Genomic DNA, 22,760 nt, shown 5'->3' with positions numbered 1-22,760 from the left:
AGAACGCGCCCGCCCCCATACGCTCAAAGGCCTGGACGAATTAGGACTTCTCCCTTTCGCGGCTCGCGCTCGCCATGGGCAGTGCTATAAGCTCGGCGAGCGACCGAGGGAACGCGGCCGTGACATGACATCCAAGGGAGGAACAACATGACGATCTCGACGAAATGGGCGCTGGCCGGAGCCGGCATCCTCATCGCCAGCATGACCGCGTTTGGCGCGGCCAACGCGCAAGAGCGCATCACCTATAAGTCGGCCAAGAGCGGCACATCCTATTACCAGATGGGCGTCGAGCTCGCCAATGCGATCAAGGCGGGGACCGATGGCGAGGCGATTCTCACCGTCGAGGAAAGCCAGGGATCGGTGCAGAATGTGATGGAGGCGGCCGCCCGCCCCGGCAATTACGTCTTTACCGCACCGCCCTCGCTCGTCACCGCGGCAGCCGAAGGCAAGGGCCCCTTCGCCGATCGGGCCAATCCGAAATTCGCCGAGATCCGCTCGCTTTTCCCGATTCCCTCCCTCACCATGCATTTCGTCGTGAACGCCGAGGAGGGCGCGAAGACGCTCGGCGATCTCGCGGGCAAGACCATTCTCCTCGGCAAGGGCAGCTTCGGGGCGACCGAGGGCGAGAAATATCTCGAACTCTTCAACCTCAAGGATAAGGTCACGGTCGCCGACGCCGAGCTCGGCAATGCCTCCGACGCCCTAAAGAACGGGCAGATCGACGGCTTCGTTACGGCGGGCTCCTTTCCCGCCCCGAACGTCATCGAGGCCTCGGCCGGCTCGCCGGTCACTCTCCTCTCGATGAGCGACGAGGAAATCGAGAAGACCGGCCGCAGCCGGCAGGTCATTCCCGCCGGCACCTATTCGGGCGTCGAGGAGGATGTGGTGACCACGTCGCTGCCCGTCGTCGCCTTTTCGACGACCGAGATGAGCGACGACACCGCCTATCTCGTCACCAAGACCTTCTGGGAGGAAAAGGCCGAGCTTGCGGACGAATCGCGCTGGTGGGCGGCCGTGACGCCGGAGCTCCTGGCGGAAGGCTCGGTCAAGCTGCATCCGGGCGCGCTACGATATTATGAAGAGGCCGGCATCGAGGTTCCGGACGCTTTGCGCTGATCCCTCATCGCCCCTCCCTTCACAAGCGAACCGGGCCGGCAAAATAGGCCGGCCCGACCAAGCGCCGGAGCCGCCCCCTCTTCATGTCGATCATGACCCCGTCCAGCACCGCGCCCACGACGGAGCGGCGCATCCAACCGCTCTGGCCTCTTCTCGGCCTCGTCTCGATCGGCTTTCATCTGTCGCTGATCTTCAGCGGCCTCGTGCCGGCGCTCATCGCGCGGCCGATCCATATGGCCCTGGCGCTGCCCTGGATCTTCATCCTCGGCGCGCGCGGCCCGCTCGCCAAAGCGAGCGGCCTTGTCTTCTTTCTCTTAGGTGAAGCGGCCTGCCTCTACATCGTCTTCAACGCCGATGCCTTGTCCGATCAATATGGCTTCATCGACACCGGGCTGCAGATGGCCGTCGCCATCACGCTTTTGGTCGTCACCTTGGAGATGGCGCGCCGGGCGATCGGCTGGCCTTTGCCCCTGGTTGCCCTCATCTGCCTTCTCTACGGCCTTTTCGGCCAGTTCATCCCCGGCGAATACGGCCATCCGGGTTTTCCGCTGGCGAGCTATCTCGGGACGCTGACGATCACCGAAGGCGGTATCTGGGGATCGCTGACCGGCGTCTCGGTCGGCATCGTCTCGATCTTCGTCATTCTCGGCGCCGTCCTGAATGCCGGGGAAGCGGGCCAAGGCTTCATGAATCTCGCAGGGCTCGCCGCCGGCCGCCTTAAAGGCGGGGCGGGCAAGGTGGCGATCCTTTCCTCGGCCCTGTTCGGTTCGATCTCCGGCTCGGCCTCGGCCAATGTCGCCTCCACCGGCGCGATCACCATTCCGGCGATGAAGAAGCTCGGTTATCCGAAAGCGCTCGCCGGCGCGGTCGAGGCGGTCGCCTCGTCGGGCGGCCAGATCATGCCGCCTTTGATGGGCGCGGGCGCCTTCGTCATGGTCGAACTCACCGGCATCGCCTATCCGGCGATCATGGGCGCGGCGCTCCTGCCGGCCATCCTCTACTTCCTGACCGCATGGATCGGCGTCGATCTCTTCGCGCGGCGCTATGATCTCAAGCCCGTCGACGTCGCGGATCGCCCGAAGCCGCGCGACGTCGCCATCACGGCTTTGTTCTTCGCGGTCCCTTTCGCCATTCTTCTGGAGCGCATGTTCGTCGGCGGCGTCACGCCGCAATATGCCGCCTGTCTCGCCATTCTGGCGGCCGCCCTCCTTCTCTTCTTCGACATCCGCTTCCGCTTCTCGGCTCGGCGCTTCGCCGATCGCCTATCGCTCGCGGCGGTCGAGGCCGGGCGGCAGATCGCCATGATCGCCGCGATCATCATCTGCGCCTCGATCGTTATTGGTGTTCTGGGCCTGACCGGGCTCGGCGTAAAGGTCACCTCCGCCATTCTGGCGGTCGCAGGCGAAGCGCTCTGGCCCGCGCTTCTCTTGACGGCGCTTGCCTGCATTCTCCTCGGCATGGAGGTGCCGACGACGGCCGCCTATGTCATCTGCGTCACCGTTGCCGGTCCGGCTCTGCAGCGCCTCGGCATCGAGCCGCTGCTCGCCCATCTCTTCGTCTTCTGGTTCGCGCTTTTGTCGACCATCACCCCGCCCGTTTGCGGCGCCGTCTTCATCGCAGCCGGCATGGCGGGGGAGAACTGGCTGAAGGTCGCGGGCTCGGCAATGCGCCTCGGCATCGGGCTTTACGTGATCCCGCTGGCGATGATTGCCAATCCGGCGGTAATCGACCTTGTCGAGGCGCCGGGCGCGGCGCTGATCGCCTTCGTCAAGATTGCGATCGCCCTCTGGGCGCTTTCGGCAAGCCTGATCTGGAAAGGCGCCCTCCCCTTGCGCGCGCTTCTTTTTGCCGGCGGGCTTCTTCTCTGCTTCTGGCCAATGTGAGGCAACCGCTGACGGGTCTGCTGAGCGCAGACCACGCGAAAGGACGGCGGCCCCGAAATCGTCTTATGCTTCGCCGCTCTCGTCGATCTCGACGGGACAAGGAACGCCCTCGCGCTCGCATTTGTGGCGATAGGTATAGGCCCAGAAGACCGGGTTGCGGCCGATCTCTTCAAGCCGCGCGATCAGCCCTTCGATGAAGGCCTTCTTCTGCTCGGGCGCGCCAGAATGGGGAAAGGTCTGCTTTTCCATCTTCGTCATGGAACAGCCGATACAGCGGCCCTGACGCTTGTATTTGCAGACATCGATGCAGGGGCTCGGCGCGTCGGCCCAAAGCGCGCGCTCGTCCGGCGTCATATCATCGGCTGCGATCGTCTCTGTCACGTCAAACTATCCGTCAAACCGTCCATTTTGCCCGGGACATCGGGTCTGGCTAGGCCGAAGGCAAGAGGGAGAGTTCGCAAGGGGCCTCACGGCCATCGGGCATGAGGTCGCGCCCCAACGGCCCTTTCGACGCTTTTCCCAAAGCAATCGAAGGGCGGTCCCGCCCATCAGCGAGGCCGGATGTTTGGCGTCAGGCGGCGGCTTCTGCCGGCGTCTCGATGCCGAGAGTGCGATGAAGATAGGATTTGTTCTTTGTCAGATCAGCAATCGTGTAGCGGCCGAGCGTCGACAGAAACGCCTCCAGCGCCGCCCGCAGCGCGCCGTTCAACTCGCAGCTATAGACCAGCGGGCAGTCCGAGCCGCCCTCGAAACATTCGGCGAGCGTGAAGCTCTCTTCGGTGACCTCGACCACTTCCCTGAGATTGATCTTCGAAGCCTCGCGCCCAAGCCGGATGCCGCCGCCGCGCCCGCGCACAGTCTCCACGAAGCCGGCTGAGACAAGAGGCTGCAGGATCTTGAACATGAAGGGTTCAGGCGCCTGATAAGCCTTGGCCACCTCGCCCAACCGGCTGAGACGGCCGGGATTGGCGGCAAGATACATCAGGATTCGGATGGCGTAATTGGTCTGGCGCGTAAGGCGCATAAAGTGCTTCCACCCTGTCGAATGACGATGCTTTTGATCCAGTTTAGAATCATTCGAGACAAAAGGGAAGGCCGGACGGATAGAAGCTCATGGGCAGACGCCATGCGGAGCCACGAAAGGCGCCGGAGATCGCGCCGATCGTTTCCTTTCAGCGAGCAGCTTGACCGCATCGGCATTTTCCCGCGTCACGCATGACGAACGCGGTTTGCGGCGCCTCGCCCCTTCTGTATGGTTCGCCCATGACGCGCCATTATCCCTTCACCGCCATTGTCGGCCAGGACGCTCTGGTGACCGCTCTGAAGATCGCCGCCATCGATCCGGCGATCGGCGGTGTGCTGGCTTTCGGCGATCGCGGCACAGGCAAATCGACGGCGCTGCGCGGCCTTGCGGCGGTGCTTCCACCGCTTATCGCCTATGATTGCGACTATCGCTGCGATCCCCAGCGGCCGGCGAGCCTTTGCGCCCAATGCCGGGCCGTGATCGAGACCGGCGAGGCGCCTGATGTGAAACAGGTACCGGTGCCCGTCGTCGATCTGCCGCTCGGAGCGAGCGAGGATCGCATCGTCGGCGGGCTCGATCTGGAACACGCGCTTTTGACCGGCGAGCGGCGCTTCGAGCCGGGCCTTCTCGCCAAAGCCAATCGCGGTTTTCTCTATGTGGACGAGATCAATCTTCTGGAGGACCACCTCGTCGATCTCCTTCTCGACGTCGCAGCCTCGGGCGAGAATGTCGTCGAACGCGAGGGGCTTTCGGTACGCCATCCGGCCCGCTTCGTAATGATCGGCAGCGGCAATCCGGAAGAAGGGGAATTGCGCCCCCAGCTTCTCGATCGCTTCGGTCTATCGGTGACGGTAACGACGCCGAAGGACGTTCAGACCCGGATCGCCATCGTGAAGGCGCGAGACCGCTATGAGCGTGATCCCGACGCCTTTCTGGCCGATGCCGAACCGGCGGAGGCTAAGCTTCGTGCCGATCTGGAAGACGCGCGCGAGCGGCTGAATTCGATCGAGGTGTCCGACCGCATTCTCGAACAGGCCGCCCATCTCTGTATCGAGCTCGGCACCGACGGTCTGCGTGCCGAGCTGACGCTGGTGCGTGCCGCCCGTGCGCTCGCCGCCCTGAAGGGCGACGCCACTGTCACCTTCGCCCATCTCGCCGAACTCGCTCCCTTCGCCCTCGCCCACCGGCTTCGCCGGGGTCCTCTCGAAGAAGCCGGATCGGAAGTGCGCATCGAACGGGCGCTGAAGGCGCTCGACGCCGCTTGATGCTGGAAACCGCCCTTCGCCAACGCATCCGCCTGTCACCCCTGGCTGACGCCGCCATCGCGCTGCTGGCCGCAGATCCGTCCCTCGGCCTGCGGCTGACGGCCCGGCCGGGCCCCATGCGCGAGGCCTTTCTCAGCGCGCTTGGGGCGCAAAAATCCTGGAGCGGCGCGCGCCCGATGCCGGCCGGCACTGGCCGCGCCACGTCCCCATTGCTCGCCAGTCAGGCGGGAGACGTCACGCGAGCATCGCGCCCCGCCTCGATCGTTGCCGGCGCGGAGCGGATGAGCCCCAGCGACGCCGCCGGCCTGATCGAGCGGCTTGGAGACCGCCACCCGGTCGTTGCTCTCGACGAGGGCCTGACGAGCGAGGAGTCGCCGCCCGCCGCCCTCACCGACCGGCTCGGCCTCTGGCTCGATCTCGGCCGTCCAGCGGAGGACCGCGAATTTGGCGGTGAAACGCCTTCAGAGGTTCAGACGCCAGTCTCTCCCGCATCGGTCGACGTCTCGGAGGCGGCGATCGCTGCGCTTTGTGAGACGGCCGCCGCCTTCGGCATCGCCAGCCTGCGCGCACCGCTCTTCGCCCTGCGCGTAGCGCGGCTTTCGGCTGCGCTCGCCGGCCGCTCGGCGGTGGCTGACGAGGATATCCTCCTCGCCGCCCGGCTGGTTCTCGCCCCCCGCGCCATTCAGGTTCCCTCGACCGGCGAGACGGCCGCCGACGAGCCGGAGGAGGAGGAGGAAGACGCCGACCAGCAGGCGGACCGGACCGACCCGCCTCAGACGAACGGATCGGATGATCCCGCCGGCCAGACCGAACCATCGCAGAACGACAATGACCGATCGGGCGATAGCTCGGAGGCCAGCGGGACACCCGACGCAGAAAACGGCATGACGGTCGAGATCGGCGATGCCGCCATCTCCGCCGATCTCCTCAAACGCCTCGCCGAAACCGCCTCGGCCTCGCATATGAGAGGGGCCGGCGCCTCGCGGGCCGGCGCCAGGGCCTCATCGGGGGCCAGGCGTGGGCGACCCGTCGGCAGCCGGGCCGGCCGGGCCGATCAAGGCCCTCTCGACATGGCCGGCACGCTGACAGCCGCTCTCCCCTGGCAACGTCTCCGCCGCCAACGTTTCGAGCGCTTGGCCGGCCGCAAGCTCATTCTTCTGCCCGACGACATCCGCATTCGCCGCATGCGGGTGAAGCGCGAGACGGCGACGATCTTCGCAGTCGACGCCTCGGGGTCCGCGGCCCTCGCCCGGCTGGCCGAGGCCAAGGGCGCGGTCGAGCGGATTCTCGCTGAATGCTATCGCCGGCGCGACCGGGTGGCGCTGCTCGCCTTTCGCGGCACGGATGCCGAACTCCTCTTGCCCGAAACCCGCTCCTTGACCCGGGCCCGGCGCGCCCTCGCCGATTTGCGGGCCGGCGGCGGCACGCCGTTGGCTGCCGGCATCGCGCTTGCCCGGCGCCTCGCCGAACAATGCGAGCGCCAAGGTCGCACGCCGCTTCTGGTCTTCCTGACCGATGGCCGCGCCAATATCGGCAAAGGCGGTCTCGCCGGCCGGGCGGAAGCGCGCAGCGACGCGAGCGCGGAGGCACGAAGCTGCCGCGGGGCCGGACTGGCGAGCCTCGTCATCGACCTTTCGGCGCGCCCAGGCCAGGCCGCGCGCGATTTGGCGAGTGATCTTGGCGGCCGCTATCTGGCCCTGCCCCAGGCCGATGCCGCAGGGCTGGCCGATGCGATCGCCCATGATGCGTCGAAGGCGGTGACCCGATGAGGCCGGGTCTCCCGCCCGCCGACTGGCCCCATGTCGCCCAAAGCCGCATCGTGTCGGCGGGCGGGATCGACTGGCATGTGCAGGTGATGGGGGAAGGCCCGAGCATTCTCCTCATCCACGGCACCGGGGCCTCCACCCATTCCTTTCGCGATCTCGCACCGCTTCTCGCCAAGACCCACAAGGTCGTCATGGCCGACTGTCCGGGCGTCGGCTTCACCGAAACGCCGCGCCGCCGGCCGGACCTGCAAACCATGGCCGATCTCCATGGCGCGCTGTTGGGCAAGCTCGGCGAGAGCCCGGCCTTCATCGTCGGTCATTCGGCCGGCGCCGTGATCGCCATCGAAATGGTCTTGCGCGGTGCAGCAAAGCCGAAGGGGATCGTTTCGCTGAATGGCGCGCTCCTGCCCTTTCCGGGCCGGGCGGGACGGCTTTTTCCGGCATTGGCCAAGCTCCTCTTCCTCAACCCAGTCGTGCCGCGCTTCTTTGCCCTGCGCGCCCATAGCGAGCGGGCCGTGACAAGCCTTCTCGACGGAACGGGCTCACGGATATCGCCCGCCGGCCGGGCCTATTATGCCCGCCTCTTTCGCGAGCCGCGCCATGTGGAGGGCACGCTCGCCATGATGAGCCATTGGGATCTGGAAAACTTCTCCCGGCGCCTTTCGCGGTTGGACGTGCCGCTGCTTCTGATTGCCGCCGGCAATGATCTCGCCATTCAGCCCAAAGTGGCTGAGGAGGTCCATGGGCGCATCCTGAATTCCAAACTCGTGAAACTGCCGGGCCTCGGCCATCTCGCCCATGAGGAGACGCCGGACCGGGTCGCCGAGGCGATCCTCGCCTTTGCCGCCGAGGCCCCGGAGACCGGCCAGCCAGCGGCCTGATAGGGTTTGCGGCTGATCAAGCCGGGGACCGGATCAAGCCCGCGCGGCGATTGAGCGTCTTAAAAACCGTCCTCGCGAAGCAGTCGGCCGAATTTCGTATGACGCGCCCGAACCACGCGCCACCATCGCGCGCAATTTTCTACGGCATCATTGCCAAGCTCGAGACGGCGTGACTCTATGGGGTGTTCGCCCGATCGCCGGGCCGACTCTCGCGGGCGGATCCGTGCCCCGTAAAGGTTGTCACGCCATGCGCGTCCTTGGTTTCCCGCTCACCCTCCTTGCCGCCACGGCCTTCGCGGCTCTCACCATCCATGCCCCGGCGCGCGCCGAAGACAATGGGCTCGCAAAGATCGAAGCCTGTCTCGCCAAGACCGACGAGCCGCGCAGTTGCATCGGCACGATCGCAAAGCCCTGCATGGAAACCGAAGACGGCCAGACCACGATGGGCACGGCCGATTGCTTCGCCGATGAGGAAGCGGCCTGGGACGCGCTTTTGAACGCGCGCTACAAGACCACGCTGTCCGACGCCAAGGACATGGACAAGCGGCTTGCGGAAGACGGCAATTTCGAAACCGGCGTCGCCGATGCCCTCGTCAAAGCCCAACGCGCCTGGATCGCCTTCCGCGATGCCGAATGCGACCGCCTGTTCGAAGCCAACAAGGAAGGCACCATCCGCACCGTCGTCGCCGCCTCCTGCTCGAACGACTTGACGGCCGAACGGGCGATCGCTCTGGGCGAGGAGGGGTGAGGTTTTTTGCGATGAGGCCGGGTTCGGCATCGGCGCTTTGGTGGGGCATGCAAAGGGCGACGCCGCCAATCGCTCTTATCTGCGCTGCGCCGAGTTCATCGAATAATTCCAAGACGGTCGCCCGCTGTTCTCCCCATCGATACGGTGTCCGACTGATTCTGTCGGCCTCCGTATCAAGTCCGCGCGGCGCTTGAGCGGCTTGAAAAATCCGTATCGCGAAGCGATCAAACGGATTTCGTATCAAGCCGTCGTAGCCACGCTGAACTCAAATTGAGAAGAGAACAGCGCGGGCAAAACCGGGCGAAGACTGAAAAAGTGAGAGAAATCCGCTCGGTCGCTTTCCGATCGTTCCCCCTCAGAAAAACCGCCTCGGCATGCGATAAGGCAGCATCGACTGGACGACCGGGTTGCGGAAGCGGTCGAGATCGAGGCTTTCATGCATGGCGACGGTCTTCTCACCGAAGAGCGTCGCCTTGACGAGGGAGCGGGCGTAGAAGGGGGAATCCTCCAGCGTCTTCAGGACGACCGTCCGATCCCGGTCCTCGCTGCGCGTGACGCGCGCCATGCGCCAGACGCTGGTGATCAGCGTCGTCTTGGGCGGCGGGGCAAAATCGGTGACGCCGGATTTCGGGTCGAAGAGAATGGCGAGCGAGACGTCCTCGCCTTCGCGGTCCGTAAGATCGTAGAGGACGGCGGTGCCGCCCGGCACGCTTGCCCGGCTCCAGTTCCAGCGGGAGAAGGAGTCTTCTAAGGGCTCGGCGCCGGTGTTGAAGTCGAGATAGCCATGGCCGCGCCAAGAGAGGTCAGGCGCCGTGAAATCGGCCTCCACCCGCGCGCAAGGGGCGATCGGCCACCAGCAATGGCGCCCGTGCCGGTCGAGCGGCATCGGATGGTTGAGCAGCGCTTGCGGGTGGAGCTTTACCGTGCCGCGCACGCGCTTGGGCAGAAGCGGCGTCACCTCGTCGATCTCGATGGTCAGGCAATTGCCGTCCCATTGCATGGCGCTCGGGCCGACCTGAAGATGGGAGGCGCTGCGCGACACCGCGCCCTCGCCCCGCTCGGTCATCGCCCAGCGGCGCACGCCCCGCCCATAGAGCGCGACATTGATCGCGACGTGATTCTCCGGCCGGCCCCGCCCGGCGATCTTGTAATAGGGCGAGAAGACCGAACCGACGAAACCGATGATGGTCAGACCGAAGGCGCCTTCGTCGGAGATCGCGTCGCAATACCACCAGGCATAGCCCCCCGGCGGGACACGCTGGTCGAAGCGCGGTCCGTCACGATCGCGCTCGCGGCGAGGCTCCCCGAGAGGGATGCCATCGGCACGCCCGCTCCCGGATGGGCGCTGCCGCCGCACAGATAGAGCCCCCGGATCTTGGAGCGCCCCGCGGGCCGCTGGAACGAAGCCGTCGACCCATGCGAGGCCCGCCCGTAGAGCGCTCCGCCCGTCCCCGGAAAAAGCGCCGCGAAATCCGAGGGCGTCGAAAGATGACGATCCCCCGGCGCCCATTCCAGGCGCAAGCCCGAGGCCGCGAGGGTCGAGAAGGCCGCCGTTACGCATGTCTCGATCTCCTGTCGATCGAAGGTTTGGGAAGCACCGGCCTGGGCCGGCGCGTTGACGATGAGGAAAAGCCGTTCAGGACCCGAAGGCGGGTCCTCGCCCGCCTCGCCGCGATCTTCGGCGCAGACATAGACATTGGGCGCGCTCGGCAGCCGGCGGCCCTCGAAGATCTGATGGAACTCCAGCAAAGGGTCGGCGGCGAAGAAGACATTGTGGTGGATGAGCTCGCGCCCGCTCACCTTCGCCTTGAGCGCGATGCCGATCGCCGAGAGCGATTTGTCCCTCACTGCGAGCGGAGGATCGACGGCGGCAGCCGCTGGCGCGCCGAACAGGCCTGAGGCCAGCGCCTCGGTATCGCAATTGGCCAGAACCGCGCCGGCCTCGATCCGTTCTCCCCCGGCCAGCTCCAGCCCGCGCGCCGCGCCACCCGAGATCGCGATGCGTTCGACTTTCGCGCCATAGCGCAAGACGACGCCCTTCCTTTCGGCAAGATCGGCGAGCGCCTCGGCGAGCCGCGCCATGCCGCCTTCGATCCGCCAGACCCCCGCAGCCTCGACCGCCGCGATCAGCCGCAAGGTCGAAGGCGCCTCGAAGGGGGAGGAGCCGACATAGGTCGTGTAGCGGGCGAACAGGGCCCGAAGCCGTTTGTCGGAGAAGGCGCGCGTCAGCGCGTCGAAATAGCTGCGATTGGCGCCGATCCGCGCCATCTTCAAGGCACCGGACAACCCGGCCCGCATGGTGAGATCCAAAGGGTTCTTCGGCCGCTCCGCGCTCATGAAGATCGGATCGAGGAGATCAAGCGTCTCGAAGGCGCTCTCCATGAAACGGCGATAATCGCGCGCGGCCCCAGCGCCGGCGAAATCGGCGACGGCCCGCGCCGAGCGCCCTTGGTCGGTGAAGAGATCGAGCGAGGCGCCATCGGCAAAGACATGGCGCGCGATCGTCTCACAAGGGCGGATCGTCAGGTGATCGTCGATCCGCTCGCCGGCGAGCGCGAAGAGCTCGTCGAAGACGGCGCGCTTGGTGAAGACCGTCGGCCCCGCATCGATCTCGGCATCGCCCACGCGAACGCGCCGCATCTTGCCGCCCGGCCGGGCCTCCTTTTCGAACACGGTGACCGAAAGTCCTGCCGCCGCGAGCCGCAGCGCGGCGGACAATCCCGCGATCCCGGCGCCGATGACGGCGACGTCCATGGCCGACTCCTCGTCTCTCCGCCCCGTTAAGTGTCAAGTTAATTTGACACATGAGGGCCGGTCATGTCCATTTTGAAGATGAGATAAGGCGAAGGATCGAAACCATGTCGCTGTCTGACAGCCGCCCATCCGCGCCGATCGCCGGGGCAGACAAAGCCCCGCGTGGCTCATCGCCGCTGTCGGTTCGCTGGCGCGATATCCGCAACCGGGCCTTGATGAGCCCGCGCTTCCACGCCATCGCCCTGGCGACGCCGATCGGCCGGTTCTTCGCTCGCCGCTCGGCGGACAAGCTCTTCGATCTGACCGCCGGCTTCGTCTATTCGCAGATCCTCTTCGCCGGCGTTCAAACCGGCCTTTTCGAAGCCCTGGCGGAGGGTCCGGCGCCGGAGGAGGATCTTGCCAGGCGCCTCGAAATGCCGCTGGATGGCGCTCGCCGTCTCCTGTCGGGCTCCGCCGCCCTGGGGCTCCTCGACAAGCTCCCCGACGGGCGCTTCATGCTGGGCGCGCAAGGTGCGGCCCTCCTCGCCAATCCCGGCGCGATCGCCATGATCCGCCATCACGACGCCTTCTATGACGACCTGCGCGACCCCGTAGAGGTCTTGAAGATCCGTGGCGGCGGGCGTTTGGCGCGGCTCTGGGACTATGACGGCCAGAGCGCGGACACGAGGCCAGAGGGCCGGAGCACCAGCGAGACGACCCGTTATACGAAGCTCATGGAGGCGAGCCAGGACCTCGTCGCCCGCGAGGCGCTGCGCCTTTTCGACGTCCGACCCTTCAAGCGCATTCTCGATCTGGGCGGTGGGTCGGGACGCTTCCTGACGGCGCTCGCCGAGCGCAATGAGACGGCCCAGCTTCATCTCTTCGACCGCCCGGATGTTGCCATTCTCGCGCGTGAGCGGCTGGATATCCGGCCCGATGCGGACCGCTTTCGCGTCCATGGCGGCAGCTTCTTCGCCGATTCCCTTCCCGACCGATGCGACCTCGTCACTCTCGTGCGCATCCTTCATGACCATGACGATGAGCCCGCGATGAACATATTGCGACGGGCCCGCACCGCTCTTGCCCCCGGTGGTCGGATCCTCATCGCCGAGCCCATGGCTGATCGACGCGCCCACTCGCGGATCGGCGACGCCTATTTCAACCTCTACCTTGCCGCGATGGGGAGCGGACGCCCCCGCACGCCCGAAGAGATCGCCGAAATGCTCGGCGCGGCAGGGTTTTCGAAGCCCCGCACGATCCCCGCCGGGATGCCGATCGCAACCAGTGCTGTCACGGCAGTTGCGACATGAGAGCTTGACATCTGTGACTGTCCAGTTACCTTGACAGTTAACAAAGGAGCCGTCTGATGACGCGCCGAACCCAAGCCATTTTATTCGATCAGCCGGGTCTCATTGCCACTCGCTCCTTGCAGCTCAAAGAGCGCGAGGCGAACGAAGCTCTCGTGGCGATCGAAGTCTCCGCCATCTCCACCGGCACCGAACGCCTGCTCTATTCGGGCGACATGCCCGCCTTTCCCGGCATGGGCTATCCGCTGGTGCCCGGCTATGAGGCGATCGGCCGGGTGGTCAGGGCCGCCGACGATGGCGGGCCCGCTGAGGGAACGCGCGTTTTCGTGCCCGGCTCGAACGGCTTTCTCGATGCCAAGGGTCTTTTCGGGGCGTCGGCCTCGGATCTGATCGTGCGGGCCGACCGTCTGGCGCCCTTGCCCGACTCGGTCGGCGAGGAAGCGGTCCTGATCGCGCTCGCCGCCACTGCCCACCACGCGCTCATGCGCGGCGAACATCTGCCCGATCTCATCGTCGGCCATGGCGTTCTCGGCCGTCTCGCGGCCCGCCTCGCCCTCGCGCTCGGCGGGGCTCCCAAGGTCTGGGAGACCCATGCCGGTCGCCTGTCGGGCGCCCACGGATACGAGGTTCTGTCGCCCGAGGCGGATGCGCGGCGCGACTATCGCGGCATTCTCGATCTATCCGGCGATTCGGCGATCCTCGACACGCTGATCGCCCATATGGCGCGCGGCGCCGAGATCGTGCTGGCCGGCTTCTACAAGGCCCCTCTCTCCTTCGCCTTTCCGCCCGCCTTCATGCGTGAGGCGACGATCAAGATCGCGGCCGAATGGGCGCCATCGGACATGGACGCCGTCATGGCGCGCCTCGCCGACGGCACGCTCGACCTCACCGGCCTTCTCACCCACCGGGCAAGCCCCGGCGAGGCGGACAAGGCCTATCGCACGGCGTTTCAGGACGCCGATTGTCTGAAAATGATCATCGAATGGGGAGCCGGCGCATGAGCGCACTCAGAAAGCCGACGACCGAAAGCAATCTCGAGGACACCCAGGCTGCGATGCACGCCGCCTTGCGCGCGGAAGCCTCGGAGCCGATCGACGAGCCGACTTCCGGCCCGGTCACGCGAGAAACCCAGATCATCGCCATCTATGGCAAGGGCGGCATCGGCAAGTCCTTCACCCTCGCCAACCTCTCCTACATGCTTGCCCAGCAGGGCAAACGCGTCCTTCTCATCGGCTGCGATCCAAAGTCGGACACGACCTCCCTGCTCTTCGGCGGCAAAGCCTGCCCCACCATCATCGAGACCTCTTCCAAGAAGAAGGCCGCCGGCGAAGAGGTCGACATTTCCGATGTCTGCTTCAAGCGCGACGGCGTCTTCGCCATGGAGCTCGGCGGGCCGGAAGTCGGCCGCGGCTGCGGCGGGCGCGGCATCATTCACGGCTTCGAGCTTCTGGAAAAGCTCGGCTTCCACGATTGGGGCTTCGACTACGTCCTTCTCGACTTCCTGGGCGACGTCGTCTGCGGCGGCTTCGGCCTGCCGATCGCCCGTGACATGTGTCAGAAGGTCATCGTCGTCGGCTCGAACGATCTCCAATCGCTCTACGTCGCCAACAATGTCTGCTCGGCGGTCGAATATTTCCGCAAGCTCGGCGGCAATGTCGGCGTCGCCGGCATGGTGGTGAACAAGGACGACGGGACCGGCGAGGCGGCGGCCTTCGCGAAATCGGTCGGCATCCCGGTCCTGGCGGCGATCCCGGCCGATGAGGACATTCGCCGCAAGAGCGCGAATTATCAGATCGTCGGCCTGCCCGGCGGGCGCTGGGCGAGCGTCTTCGAGGAACTGGCCACCGGCATCGCCGAGGCACCGCCGCTCCATCCGACCCCGCTCGACCAGGACGGGCTTCTGGGCCTCTTCGCCGACGAGGAGACGGGGCGCGACTTCGTCCTCCAGCCGGCGAGCCAAGAGGACATGATGGGCCGCCCGATCACGCCCAAGCCTTCCCTCGAAGTCGTCTACGACAACGCCTGAGGCCGCCATCATGGATTTCGATCGTCAGGATTTCAGGCATGAGACGGAGCGGGGCGAAGCCGTCACGCCCGTCGAGTTGCCGAGCCCGGATATCGGTTCCTCGACGCCGAGCGGTGCCACCGGTCCCGTCGCCAAGGACGGCGATGCGAGCTGCCATGGCGGCCGCGAGACGCTTCTTGACTCGGCTCGCAAGGCCGGCGCGAGCGACACGCTCGACCGCTATGCCAAGGACTATCCGCTCGGACCCCACGACCAGCCGCAATCCATGTGCCCGGCCTTCGGCTCGCTCCGCGTCGGCCTGCGCATGCGGCGCACGGCGACGGTTCTGTCGGGCTCGGCCTGCTGCGTCTACGGGCTGACCTTCACCTCCCATTTCTACGGCGCCCGGCGCACCGTCGGCTATGTGCCGTTCAATTCGGAGACCCTTGTCACCGGCAAGCTCTTCGAAGACATTCGCGACGCGGTCCACGATCTCGCCGATCCCGAGCTCTACGACGCGGTGGTCGTCACCAATCTCTGCGTGCCCACCGCCTCAGGCGTGCCCTTGCGGCTTCTGCCCAAGACGATCAACGACGTGCGGATCATCGGCATCGACGTGCCGGGCTTTGGCGTGCCGACCCATGCGGAAGCCAAGGACATTCTGGCCGGCGCGATGCTGGCAAGGGCCCGCGAGGAGGCCGAGGCAGGCCCCGTCGCCAAACCGCGCGGCAAGGCCGAGACCGGCGAGCGCCCGACCATCACCCTTTTGGGCGAGATGTTCCCGGCCGATCCCATGGTCATCGACCGGCTGCTGCAGCCCATGGGGCTCGCGGCGGGTCCGGTCGTACCGACGCGCGAATGGCGCGAGCTCTATGGCGCGCTCGACTGCGCGGCCGTGGCCGCGATCCATCCCTTCTATACGGCCTCGATCCGGGAATTCGAGGCCGCCGGCCGCCCGGTCGTCGGCTCCGCCCCGGTCGGCGTCGAAGGCACGGCCGAGTGGCTTGCACGGATCGGTGGGGCCGCCGGCGTACCGACAAGCGCCGTCGCGGCCGCTCAGAACGCGATCCTTCCCGCGATCCGAGGGGCACTCGCCGGCGCCCCGATCAAGGGACGCATCACCCTGTCGGGCTATGAAGGATCGGAGCTTCTCGTCGCCCGTCTTCTCGTCGAGAGCGGCGCCGATCTGCGCTATGTGGGCACGGCCTGCCCGCGCACGAAATGGTCCGATCACGACCGGGAATGGCTGGAAGCCAAGGGCGTCCATGTCGCCTTCCGCGCCTCGCTCGAACAGGATCTCGCCGCCTTCGAAGAGTTCAAGCCCGATCTCGCTATCGGCACGACGCCGGTGGTTCAGAATGCCAAGGAGAGCGGCACACCCGCCCTCTACTTCACCAATCTCATCTCCGCCCGCCCGCTGATGGGCCCGGCCGGCGCCGGCTCGCTCGCCGAAGTCGTCAATGGCGCCATCGGCTCCAAGCCGCGCTTCGACCGGATGAAGGCGTTCTTCGAAGGCGTCGGCACGGGCGACAAGACCGGCGTCTGGCCGACGGCGCCCGAAAAGCGGGCCGCGCCCAAGCGTCGGACCGATGTTCCCGTCTCGGCGGTCGGATCGGCGAAAGCGTCGAAATACGGCAAGGTGCTGGATAGCGTAGCGGCCAGCGAAGCCGATGACGAGGGAGACGCCTGATGCTCGTCCTCGATCACGACAGAGCCGGTGGCTATTGGGGCGCGGTCTATGTCTTCACCGCCATCAAGGGCCTGCAGGTGGTCATCGACGGGCCCGTCGGCTGCGAGAACCTGCCCGTCACCTCGGTTCTCCACTACACCGACGCCCTTCCGCCCCATGAACTGCCCATCGTCGTCACGGGTCTAGCGGAGGAAAATCTCGGCCAGACCGGCACCGAAGGAGCGATGAAGCGGGCCCATGGCACGCTCGACCCCAAGGAGCCTTCGGTGGTCGTCACGGGCTCGATCGCCGAGATGATCGGCGGCGGGGTGACGCCGGAAGGCACCAATCTCAAGCGTTTTCTGCCGCGCACCATCGACGAGGATCAGTGGCAGTCGGCCGATCGGGCGCTGACCTGGCTGTGGACCGAATACGGGCCGAAGAAGAAGCGCCCGGACAAGCCGCGCGCGGAAGGCGCCAAGCCCCGCGTCAACATCGTCGGCGCCGCCTATGGCATGTTCAACATGCCCTCCGATCTCGCCGAAATCCGGCGGCTGGTCGAGGGCATAGGCGCCGAGATCAATCTGGTCTATCCGCTCGGCAGCCATCTGAAGGACACGCCCCGTCTTGGCGATGCGGACGTCAATGTGTGCCTTTATCGCGAATTCGGCCGCGGTCTCTGCGAAGCCCTCGACAAGCCCTATCTCCAAGCGCCGATCGGGCTCCACTCGACCACTGCCTTCCTCAGGGCGCTCGGTGAATTGACCGGACTCGACCCCGAGCCCTTCATCGAACGCGAGAAGCACACCACCATCAAGCCGCTCTGGGATCTCTGGCGCTCGGTGACCCAGGATTTCTTCGGAACGGCAAGTTTTGCCATCGTCGCCAACGAGACCCATGCGCGTGGCATCCGGCTGTTTCTCGAGGATGAGATGGGCCTGCCCTGCCGCTTCGCCGTTTCGCGCAAGGCCGGGCAGAAGACGGCCAATGACGAGGTCCGCTCGAAGATCGGCGCGTTGAAGCCGCTCGTCCTTTTCGGCAGCTACAATGAGCGCATGTATCTGGCCGAGACCGGCGGGCGCAGCGCCTTCATCCCGGCCTCCTTCCCGGGCGCCGCCATCCGCCGCGCCACGGGCACGCCCTTCATGGGCTATGCGGGCGCGACCTGGCTCGTCCAGGAGGTCTGCAACGCCCTCTTCGACGCTCTCTTCTTCATCCTGCCGCTCGGCACGGAAATGGACGCGGTCTCGCCGACGCCGGCGCGTGCGCCCTCCAGCCTCAGCTGGTCGGCCGAGGCGAGCGAGGTCTTCGAGGCGGCCATGGCCTCCGAGCCGGTGTTGACACGCATCTCGGCCTCCAAGCGCTGGCGCGACGGCGCCGAGCGCCGGGCACGGGCGGCCGGGTCGGCGAGCGTCACGCTCGATCATCTCGATCCGGGGCTCGTCCCCCGCAAAGCCCTTTCGCAGCGCCACCCGGAACCGGCCGAATGAGACCGCTTCCGACCCATCCCGATCCGAAGACCTGTCGCAGAAGGAGGACATCATGAGCCTTGTCGATCGTCCCGCGCCGTCGCTGTTTCGCGCCGAACGCCGCGAGTACCGGCTGATCTACTGGATCAGCTTTCCGCTCTTCCTCGCCATGTCGGTCCTCTCGCGCCTCCTGCCGGCGTCGATGCGGCCGATCCCGCTGGAACGAGGGCGCTTCTTCCAGATCGTCGCCGACGCTCGCGAGACGGCTCATTCCGTCCTGCCCCACGCCTTCATGCGCTGATCTCCAGCGCATCTCAAAGCTTCCGGCGGGCGGGGAACAGGTCCTCGAGCGCCGAGGAGACATGCAAACAAATGGAGAAAGGAAATGGCTGAAACCCCAATGGCGGGCTCCGAAGCGGGCACGCTATCCGGTCTGACGGAACGGGAGGCGCAGGAGTTCAACTCCCTGTTCGTCACATCGTTTCTGGCCTTTACCGGGGTCGCGGTCCTGGCCCACTTCCTAGTGTGGCTGTGGCGCCCGTGGCTCCAGACACCCGACACGACGGCGGCGAGCCTGGACTTGGTCCAGCCGCTTCTGTCGATGATCTCTTAAGAGGAGACGACACCCATGTGGCGAGTTTGGCTTCTCTTCGATCCGCGCCGTGCGCTGATCGGGCTCTTCACCTTCCTTCTGGTGTTGGCGCTTCTCATCCACTTCATCCTTCTGTCGACGGCCCGGTTCAATTGGCTTGCCAATCCGGCTCCGGCTCAGAATGCCGCGCAGGCGACCACTCTGGTCGTACCGCACGGTTTCGCCTGACGGCGGGACGAAGTCCGGCAATCTCCGGGGGCGACCTCGTGCCGCCCCCGGCATCATCAAACGAAACGACGACGCTTGAGGCGGTGCGGCGACGAGCCGGCCGTGAGAAGCGCGCGGGGCCGAGCACGTCCTTTGATGGGCGAAGGAGGCTTTCGAGGGTTCGACGGCCCTGACGGGGCTTTCAAGGGGAGCGACACGCCATGGCGATGCTGTCATTCGAGAGAAAATACCGGGTGCGCGGCGGTACGCTGGTCGGCGGCGACCTGTTCGATTTCTGGGTCGGGCCCTTCTATGTGGGCTTTTTCGGCGTGACCGCGATCTTCTTCGCGCTGCTTGGCTCGCTCCTCATCTTCTACGACATCAGCCAGGGCACCGAGACGAACATCTTCGCCTTCTCGGTCAATCCCCCCTCGATCAAATACGGGCTCGGCCTTGCGCCCCTGAATGAGGGCGGCATCTGGCAGCTCGTCACGATCTGCGCGGTCGGCGCCTTCGGGTCCTGGGCCTTGCGCGAGATCGAGATCTGCCGAAAACTCGGCATCGGCTGGCATGTCCCGATCGCCTATTCCTTCGCCGTTCTCGCCTATGTCTCGCTGGTGGTCATCCGCCCGCTGCTTCTGGGCGCCTGGGGCCACGGCTTTCCCTACGGCATCATGAGCCATTTGGACTGGGTGTCGAATGTCGGCTACCAGTTCCTGCACTTTCACTACAATCCCGCCCACATGCTCGCCGTGACCTTCTTCTTCACAACGACCATGTTCTTGGGCCTGCATGCCGGCGTCATTCTCGCCGTCGTCAACCCGCCCAAGGGCGAGGAGGTCAAGTTCGGCGAGACCGAGAACGCCTATTTCCGCGACTATATCGCTTATTCGGTTGGCCCTTACGGCATCCACCGCCTGGGTCTCTTCTTCGCTTTGAACGCGGGTTTCTGGAGCGCGGTCTGCATCATCATTTCCGGTCCGTTCTGGGACAAGGGTTGGCCGTATTTCTACGACTTCTTCCTCCAGACGCCGGCCGCGATCGGCAATGTTTCCTATTGAGGGCGGCAAGACCATGGGTTCCTACGCTTCCATATACAATCGCACGCAGATCCGCGGCCCTTTCGATCCGGGCGTCCCCCTGCCAAAGAGCGACCAGCCACGCGTCCAGGAGGCCAAGGCCTTTAGCTACTGGCTCGGCAAGATCGGCGATCCGCAGCTCGGGCCGCTCTATCTCGGCTGGTCGGGCACACTCTCTCTCGCCTTCGGCTTCATCGCCATCGAGATCATCGGTCTCAATATGTGGGCCTCGGTCGACTGGGACCCTTACGCCTTTGTGCGCAACATCGCTTTCCTCTCCCTCGATCCACCACCGGCGAAATACGGGCTGAATCCGCTTGTCCCGCTCGGCGACGGGGGCTGGTGGATCCTGGCCGGCTTCTTCCTCACCGTCTCGATCCTCTTGTGGTGGGTCAGAAGCTATACGAGAGCACGGGCGCTCGGCATGGGCACCCATACGAGCTGGGCCTTCGCCTCGGCGATCTTCCTCTATCTTTCCCTTGGCCTGTTCCGGCCGATCCTGATGGGCTCCTGGTCGGAAGCCGTCCCTTTCGGGCTGATCACCCATCTCAACTGGACCGCCTCGGTCTCGGTGCTCTACGGAAACTGGTACTATAACCCGTTCCATATGCTCTCGATCGTCTTCCTCTACGGCTCGACAATGCTGTTCGCCATGCATGGCGCAACGATCCTTGCCGTCTCACGCTTCGGCGGCGAGCGCGAGGCGGAGGAAATCGTCGATCGTGGCACGGCGGCCGAACGCGCCGGCATCTTCTGGCGCTGGACCATGGGCTTCAACGCAACCTACGAGTCGATCCACCGTTGGGCCTGGTGGTTCGCTGTGCTGACCACGTTCACCGGTGCTATCGGCGTCCTTCTCACGGGCACGGTTGTCGACAACTGGTATTTGTGGGGCGTCAAGCACGGCATCGCGCCGAGCTATCCATCCGTCTATCCCGATTTTCCGATCCCTGACGAAGCTCTGAGGGGGGCCGCCCAATGAAACGCGTCCTGAAACCGCGCGAAACGCGCAGACGGCGCACGGCCCCGATCTATGCGGCGGTCGCAGCGGGTGCCATCGCCCTGATCATCGTTGCGGTGCCGCCATGGGTCCTGCCTCCAATCGAGTCGCGCGAGACGGGTCCCGCGGCGATCGAGATGGTCCAGTTCAAGGACGAGGACCGCAAGCCCGACTATATCCTTCCTGAGGCCCTGCCGCCGGCCGAGCCTTACGAGGGCGAGCCGAAGGCAAGCGAAATCTATGAGAATGTCCAGGTGCTGGGCGAGCTCTCCGACGGGGAATTCACCCGGTTGATGCTGGCGATCACCGAATGGGTATCGCCGCAGCAGGGTTGCGAATACTGCCACAATCTCGAAGAGGGTTTTGCCTCCGACAGCCTCTACACCAAGGTTGTCGCGCGGCAGATGCTCCAGATGACCCGCTATGTGAACGCCAACTGGCCCGAGCATGTCGCTCCGGCAGGCGTCACCTGCTACACCTGCCATCGAGGTGAGAACGTGCCGGCCGACAGCTGGTACGATCAGGAAGCCCCTTCCGGCAACCAGTTCCTGGGCAAGCCGCGTCCCTGGTATCTCGAGGCCAAGACGATCCGGCAGTTTTTCCCGAACGTGCCCTATGCTGAATATCTCATGAAGGATCACCAAACCGCTCAGATCCAGTCGCGCGATCCACTCGTTTCCCCGACCGGCACGGCAGAAGTGGCCCGGGAGCAGACGGCGGAAGATCTCTATCTCTTCATGATGCAGCAGTCGAACTCGCTCGGCGTGAACTGCACCTATTGCCACAATTCGCGTGCCTTCGCCGACTGGTCCCAGTCGACGCCCTATCGCTGGATCGCCTATTGGGGCATCCGCATGGTCCGCGATATCAACACCGACTATATCGAGCCGCTCAAGAGCGTTTTCCCGGCCGAACGACTCGGCCCCCTCGGCGATCCGGCCAAGGCCAATTGCGGTACCTGCCATCGCGGCGAGCCCCAACCGCTGGGCGGCTATGAGCTGATGCACTCCTATGTGGCCGGTCTGTCGGCGAACGGCGAGCTGCCCGATCCGAGCCCAAAAGAGCAGATCCTGCTCGGCACGGCGGTGGCCGTCGCTCAGACGGGAGACGCCCCCGAGGCCGGGACGCCTCAACCGGCACCGGTCAGCGAGGACGCGATCGAACAGTCCGTGGCGCCCGCCGACGGTGGCCAGACCGAGGGTCAGGGTCAGGGTCAGGGTCAGGGTCAGGGTCAGGGTCAGGAAGGATCCGCTAATGGCGCAGCTACACCAGGCGTAGCGGTGCCGGAAGGTCAGAACGGCTCTGGCGGTTCGAGCAGCGGTCAGAGCCAGCCGGCGGATGGCGAGGTGCGCTACGAGTCCCAGACGCAGCCGACGGGCGACGCGAACGATCCTGCGATCGAGGCGACCACACAGGCCCTGCCTCCCGAGTCACCGGAGGAAGAACCGCCCGCTGAAATTCCGACCGGCACCGACGCTCCGCAAGGCGCCCGACCGGACGTTCTGAGGCCGGGCACGCCGATGATCCGCGAGGGCGGCACCAATGACGCGCCGAGCGACGGCGCGCCTCAGACCGGGGAGGAGAGCTCGAGCGGGGAAAACCCGACCGGTGGTACCGGCCCAGCGCCGCGCCAGGACGAAAATGTCGATACCGGCACTCGGATGATCGAACCGCAGGGCACGACCAGCATGACGCCGAACCAGAAGAGCCCCAACGTGGTCATCATCCCGCGCAGCGGTGGCTGAGGGGTCCGAGCTTTCACTTTACCTGCACTCTAAGAAAACACCGCCTGGAAGCGGCCGGCGCGAGACACGCGTCGGCCGTTCGATTTGTAAAGCCTCGCGCCCCGGCACCTACGACATTCACATATCTTTTCGCGAACAGGTAGGAGCCAGACATAGCCGCTTCTGCTCCTCCCCCATGGGGGAGAGCGACTGTCTTTCCGGTCAAGCGCTTTGCCATGGTCTTTTGTCCCTTATGATGGCGTTGAGGATGGTGAGGAGCTTTCGCATGGTT

21 protein-coding genes are annotated in these 22,760 nt (G+C 65.6%); 17 read left to right on the top strand and 4 right to left on the bottom strand.

The features are described from left to right. The first annotated feature begins 147 nt into the window (after positions 1 to 147). Both B9A15_RS20660 and B9A15_RS20655 read left to right on the top strand, forming a co-directional pair. On the top strand, positions 148 to 1,116 hold the full coding sequence (locus B9A15_RS20660; protein WP_084412594.1) for a TAXI family TRAP transporter solute-binding subunit: 969 nt from the start codon (positions 148 to 150) through the stop codon (positions 1,114 to 1,116). A 92-nt stretch (positions 1,117 to 1,208) separates the two neighbouring features. After that, on the top strand, positions 1,209 to 2,999 hold the full coding sequence (locus B9A15_RS20655; protein WP_210190560.1) for a TRAP transporter permease: 1,791 nt from the start codon (positions 1,209 to 1,211) through the stop codon (positions 2,997 to 2,999). 63 nt (positions 3,000 to 3,062) lie between these two features. Here B9A15_RS20655 and B9A15_RS20650 read toward each other — a convergent pair whose 3' ends face one another. Beyond that, a complete protein-coding gene (locus B9A15_RS20650; protein ID WP_210190557.1) occupies positions 3,063 to 3,380 on the bottom strand; it encodes a DUF1289 domain-containing protein in 318 nt (105 codons plus the stop codon). 190 nt (positions 3,381 to 3,570) lie between these two features. Further along, positions 3,571 to 4,023 carry an iron-responsive transcriptional regulator RirA gene (gene rirA, locus B9A15_RS20645; protein ID WP_084412590.1) on the bottom strand — a complete coding sequence of 151 codons (453 nt, stop codon included), beginning with the start codon at positions 4,021 to 4,023 and terminating at the stop codon, positions 3,571 to 3,573. Between the two features lie 239 nt (positions 4,024 to 4,262). Between rirA and B9A15_RS20640 the strand changes: the two genes are divergently transcribed. The 4 genes from B9A15_RS20640 to B9A15_RS20625 all read left to right on the top strand — a co-directional run bounded on the left by B9A15_RS20640 (position 4,263) and on the right by B9A15_RS20625 (position 8,683). Then, entirely contained in the window at positions 4,263 to 5,288 is a 1,026-nt protein-coding gene (locus B9A15_RS20640; RefSeq protein WP_084412644.1) for a magnesium chelatase ATPase subunit I, read from the top strand. Then, entirely contained in the window at positions 5,288 to 7,057 is a 1,770-nt protein-coding gene (locus B9A15_RS20635; protein ID WP_084412588.1) for a VWA domain-containing protein, read from the top strand. Before B9A15_RS20640 ends, B9A15_RS20635 begins: the two co-directional genes overlap by 1 nt. After that, entirely contained in the window at positions 7,054 to 7,935 is an 882-nt protein-coding gene (gene bchO / locus B9A15_RS20630; RefSeq protein ID WP_084412586.1) for an alpha/beta fold hydrolase BchO, read from the top strand. The genes B9A15_RS20635 and bchO overlap by 4 nt, the downstream gene beginning before the upstream one ends. 247 nt (positions 7,936 to 8,182) lie before the next feature. Next, complete coding sequence (locus tag B9A15_RS20625) at positions 8,183 to 8,683, top strand: lysozyme inhibitor LprI family protein (RefSeq protein WP_084412584.1); 501 nt, start codon at positions 8,183 to 8,185, stop codon at positions 8,681 to 8,683. Positions 8,684 to 9,038: 355 nt separating this feature from the next. On the opposite strand, the gene B9A15_RS20620 is transcribed toward B9A15_RS20625, so the two are convergent. Together B9A15_RS20620 and crtD are read right to left on the bottom strand one after the other, a co-directional pair. Then, the gene (locus tag B9A15_RS20620) at positions 9,039 to 9,899 is read right to left on the bottom strand and encodes a carotenoid 1,2-hydratase (protein WP_244557059.1); all 861 of its coding nucleotides are present in this window, start codon (positions 9,897 to 9,899) and stop codon (positions 9,039 to 9,041) included. Further along, positions 9,872 to 11,437 (bottom strand): 1-hydroxycarotenoid 3,4-desaturase CrtD, encoded by a 1,566-nt coding sequence (gene crtD / locus B9A15_RS20615; RefSeq protein ID WP_084412582.1) that lies wholly within the window; start codon positions 11,435 to 11,437, stop codon positions 9,872 to 9,874. Before crtD ends, B9A15_RS20620 begins: the two co-directional genes overlap by 28 nt. 104 nt (positions 11,438 to 11,541) lie before the next feature. Here crtD and B9A15_RS20610 point away from each other — a divergent pair, with 104 nt between their 5' ends. From B9A15_RS20610 to pufC, 11 genes are all read left to right on the top strand, one after another. Continuing rightward, a complete protein-coding gene (locus tag B9A15_RS20610) occupies positions 11,542 to 12,726 on the top strand; it encodes a methyltransferase (protein WP_170923389.1) in 1,185 nt (394 codons plus the stop codon). Between the two features lie 56 nt (positions 12,727 to 12,782). After that, positions 12,783 to 13,724, top strand: a complete 942-nt coding sequence (bchC, locus tag B9A15_RS20605) for a chlorophyll synthesis pathway protein BchC (RefSeq protein WP_084412577.1) — start codon at positions 12,783 to 12,785, stop codon at positions 13,722 to 13,724. A 53-nt stretch (positions 13,725 to 13,777) separates the two neighbouring features. After that, complete coding sequence (locus B9A15_RS20600; RefSeq protein ID WP_084412640.1) at positions 13,778 to 14,749, top strand: chlorophyllide a reductase iron protein subunit X; 972 nt, start codon at positions 13,778 to 13,780, stop codon at positions 14,747 to 14,749. A 10-nt stretch (positions 14,750 to 14,759) separates the two neighbouring features. Then, positions 14,760 to 16,418: a chlorophyllide a reductase subunit Y gene (bchY, locus tag B9A15_RS20595; RefSeq protein ID WP_084412575.1), complete on the top strand. Its 1,659-nt coding sequence runs from the start codon at positions 14,760 to 14,762 to the stop codon at positions 16,416 to 16,418. After that, positions 16,418 to 17,887 carry a chlorophyllide a reductase subunit Z gene (bchZ, locus tag B9A15_RS20590; protein WP_084412573.1) on the top strand — a complete coding sequence of 490 codons (1,470 nt, stop codon included), beginning with the start codon at positions 16,418 to 16,420 and terminating at the stop codon, positions 17,885 to 17,887. Before bchY ends, bchZ begins: the two co-directional genes overlap by 1 nt. A gap of 52 nt (positions 17,888 to 17,939) precedes the next feature. After that, positions 17,940 to 18,167, top strand: coding sequence for a hypothetical protein (locus B9A15_RS20585; protein WP_084412571.1), 228 nt, complete (start codon positions 17,940 to 17,942; stop codon positions 18,165 to 18,167). 84 nt (positions 18,168 to 18,251) lie between these two features. Next, a complete protein-coding gene (gene pufB / locus B9A15_RS20580) occupies positions 18,252 to 18,479 on the top strand; it encodes a light-harvesting antenna LH1, beta subunit (RefSeq protein WP_084412569.1) in 228 nt (75 codons plus the stop codon). Between the two features lie 15 nt (positions 18,480 to 18,494). After that, complete coding sequence (gene pufA, locus B9A15_RS20575) at positions 18,495 to 18,686, top strand: light-harvesting antenna LH1, alpha subunit (RefSeq protein WP_084412567.1); 192 nt, start codon at positions 18,495 to 18,497, stop codon at positions 18,684 to 18,686. 200 nt (positions 18,687 to 18,886) lie between these two features. Continuing rightward, entirely contained in the window at positions 18,887 to 19,726 is an 840-nt protein-coding gene (gene pufL / locus B9A15_RS20570) for a photosynthetic reaction center subunit L (RefSeq protein ID WP_084412565.1), read from the top strand. Between the two features lie 13 nt (positions 19,727 to 19,739). Further along, complete coding sequence (pufM, locus tag B9A15_RS20565) at positions 19,740 to 20,726, top strand: photosynthetic reaction center subunit M (RefSeq protein WP_084412563.1); 987 nt, start codon at positions 19,740 to 19,742, stop codon at positions 20,724 to 20,726. Beyond that, a complete protein-coding gene (gene pufC / locus B9A15_RS20560) occupies positions 20,723 to 22,489 on the top strand; it encodes a photosynthetic reaction center cytochrome PufC (protein ID WP_084412561.1) in 1,767 nt (588 codons plus the stop codon). Before pufM ends, pufC begins: the two co-directional genes overlap by 4 nt. The last annotated feature ends 271 nt before the right edge of the window (positions 22,490 to 22,760 follow it).

The organism is Fulvimarina manganoxydans (assembly GCF_900176465.1).
Lineage (GTDB): Bacteria > Pseudomonadota > Alphaproteobacteria > Rhizobiales > Rhizobiaceae > Fulvimarina > Fulvimarina manganoxydans.
Note: the sequence above shows the minus strand (reverse complement) of the source record. Positions and strands in the feature narration are given on the sequence as shown.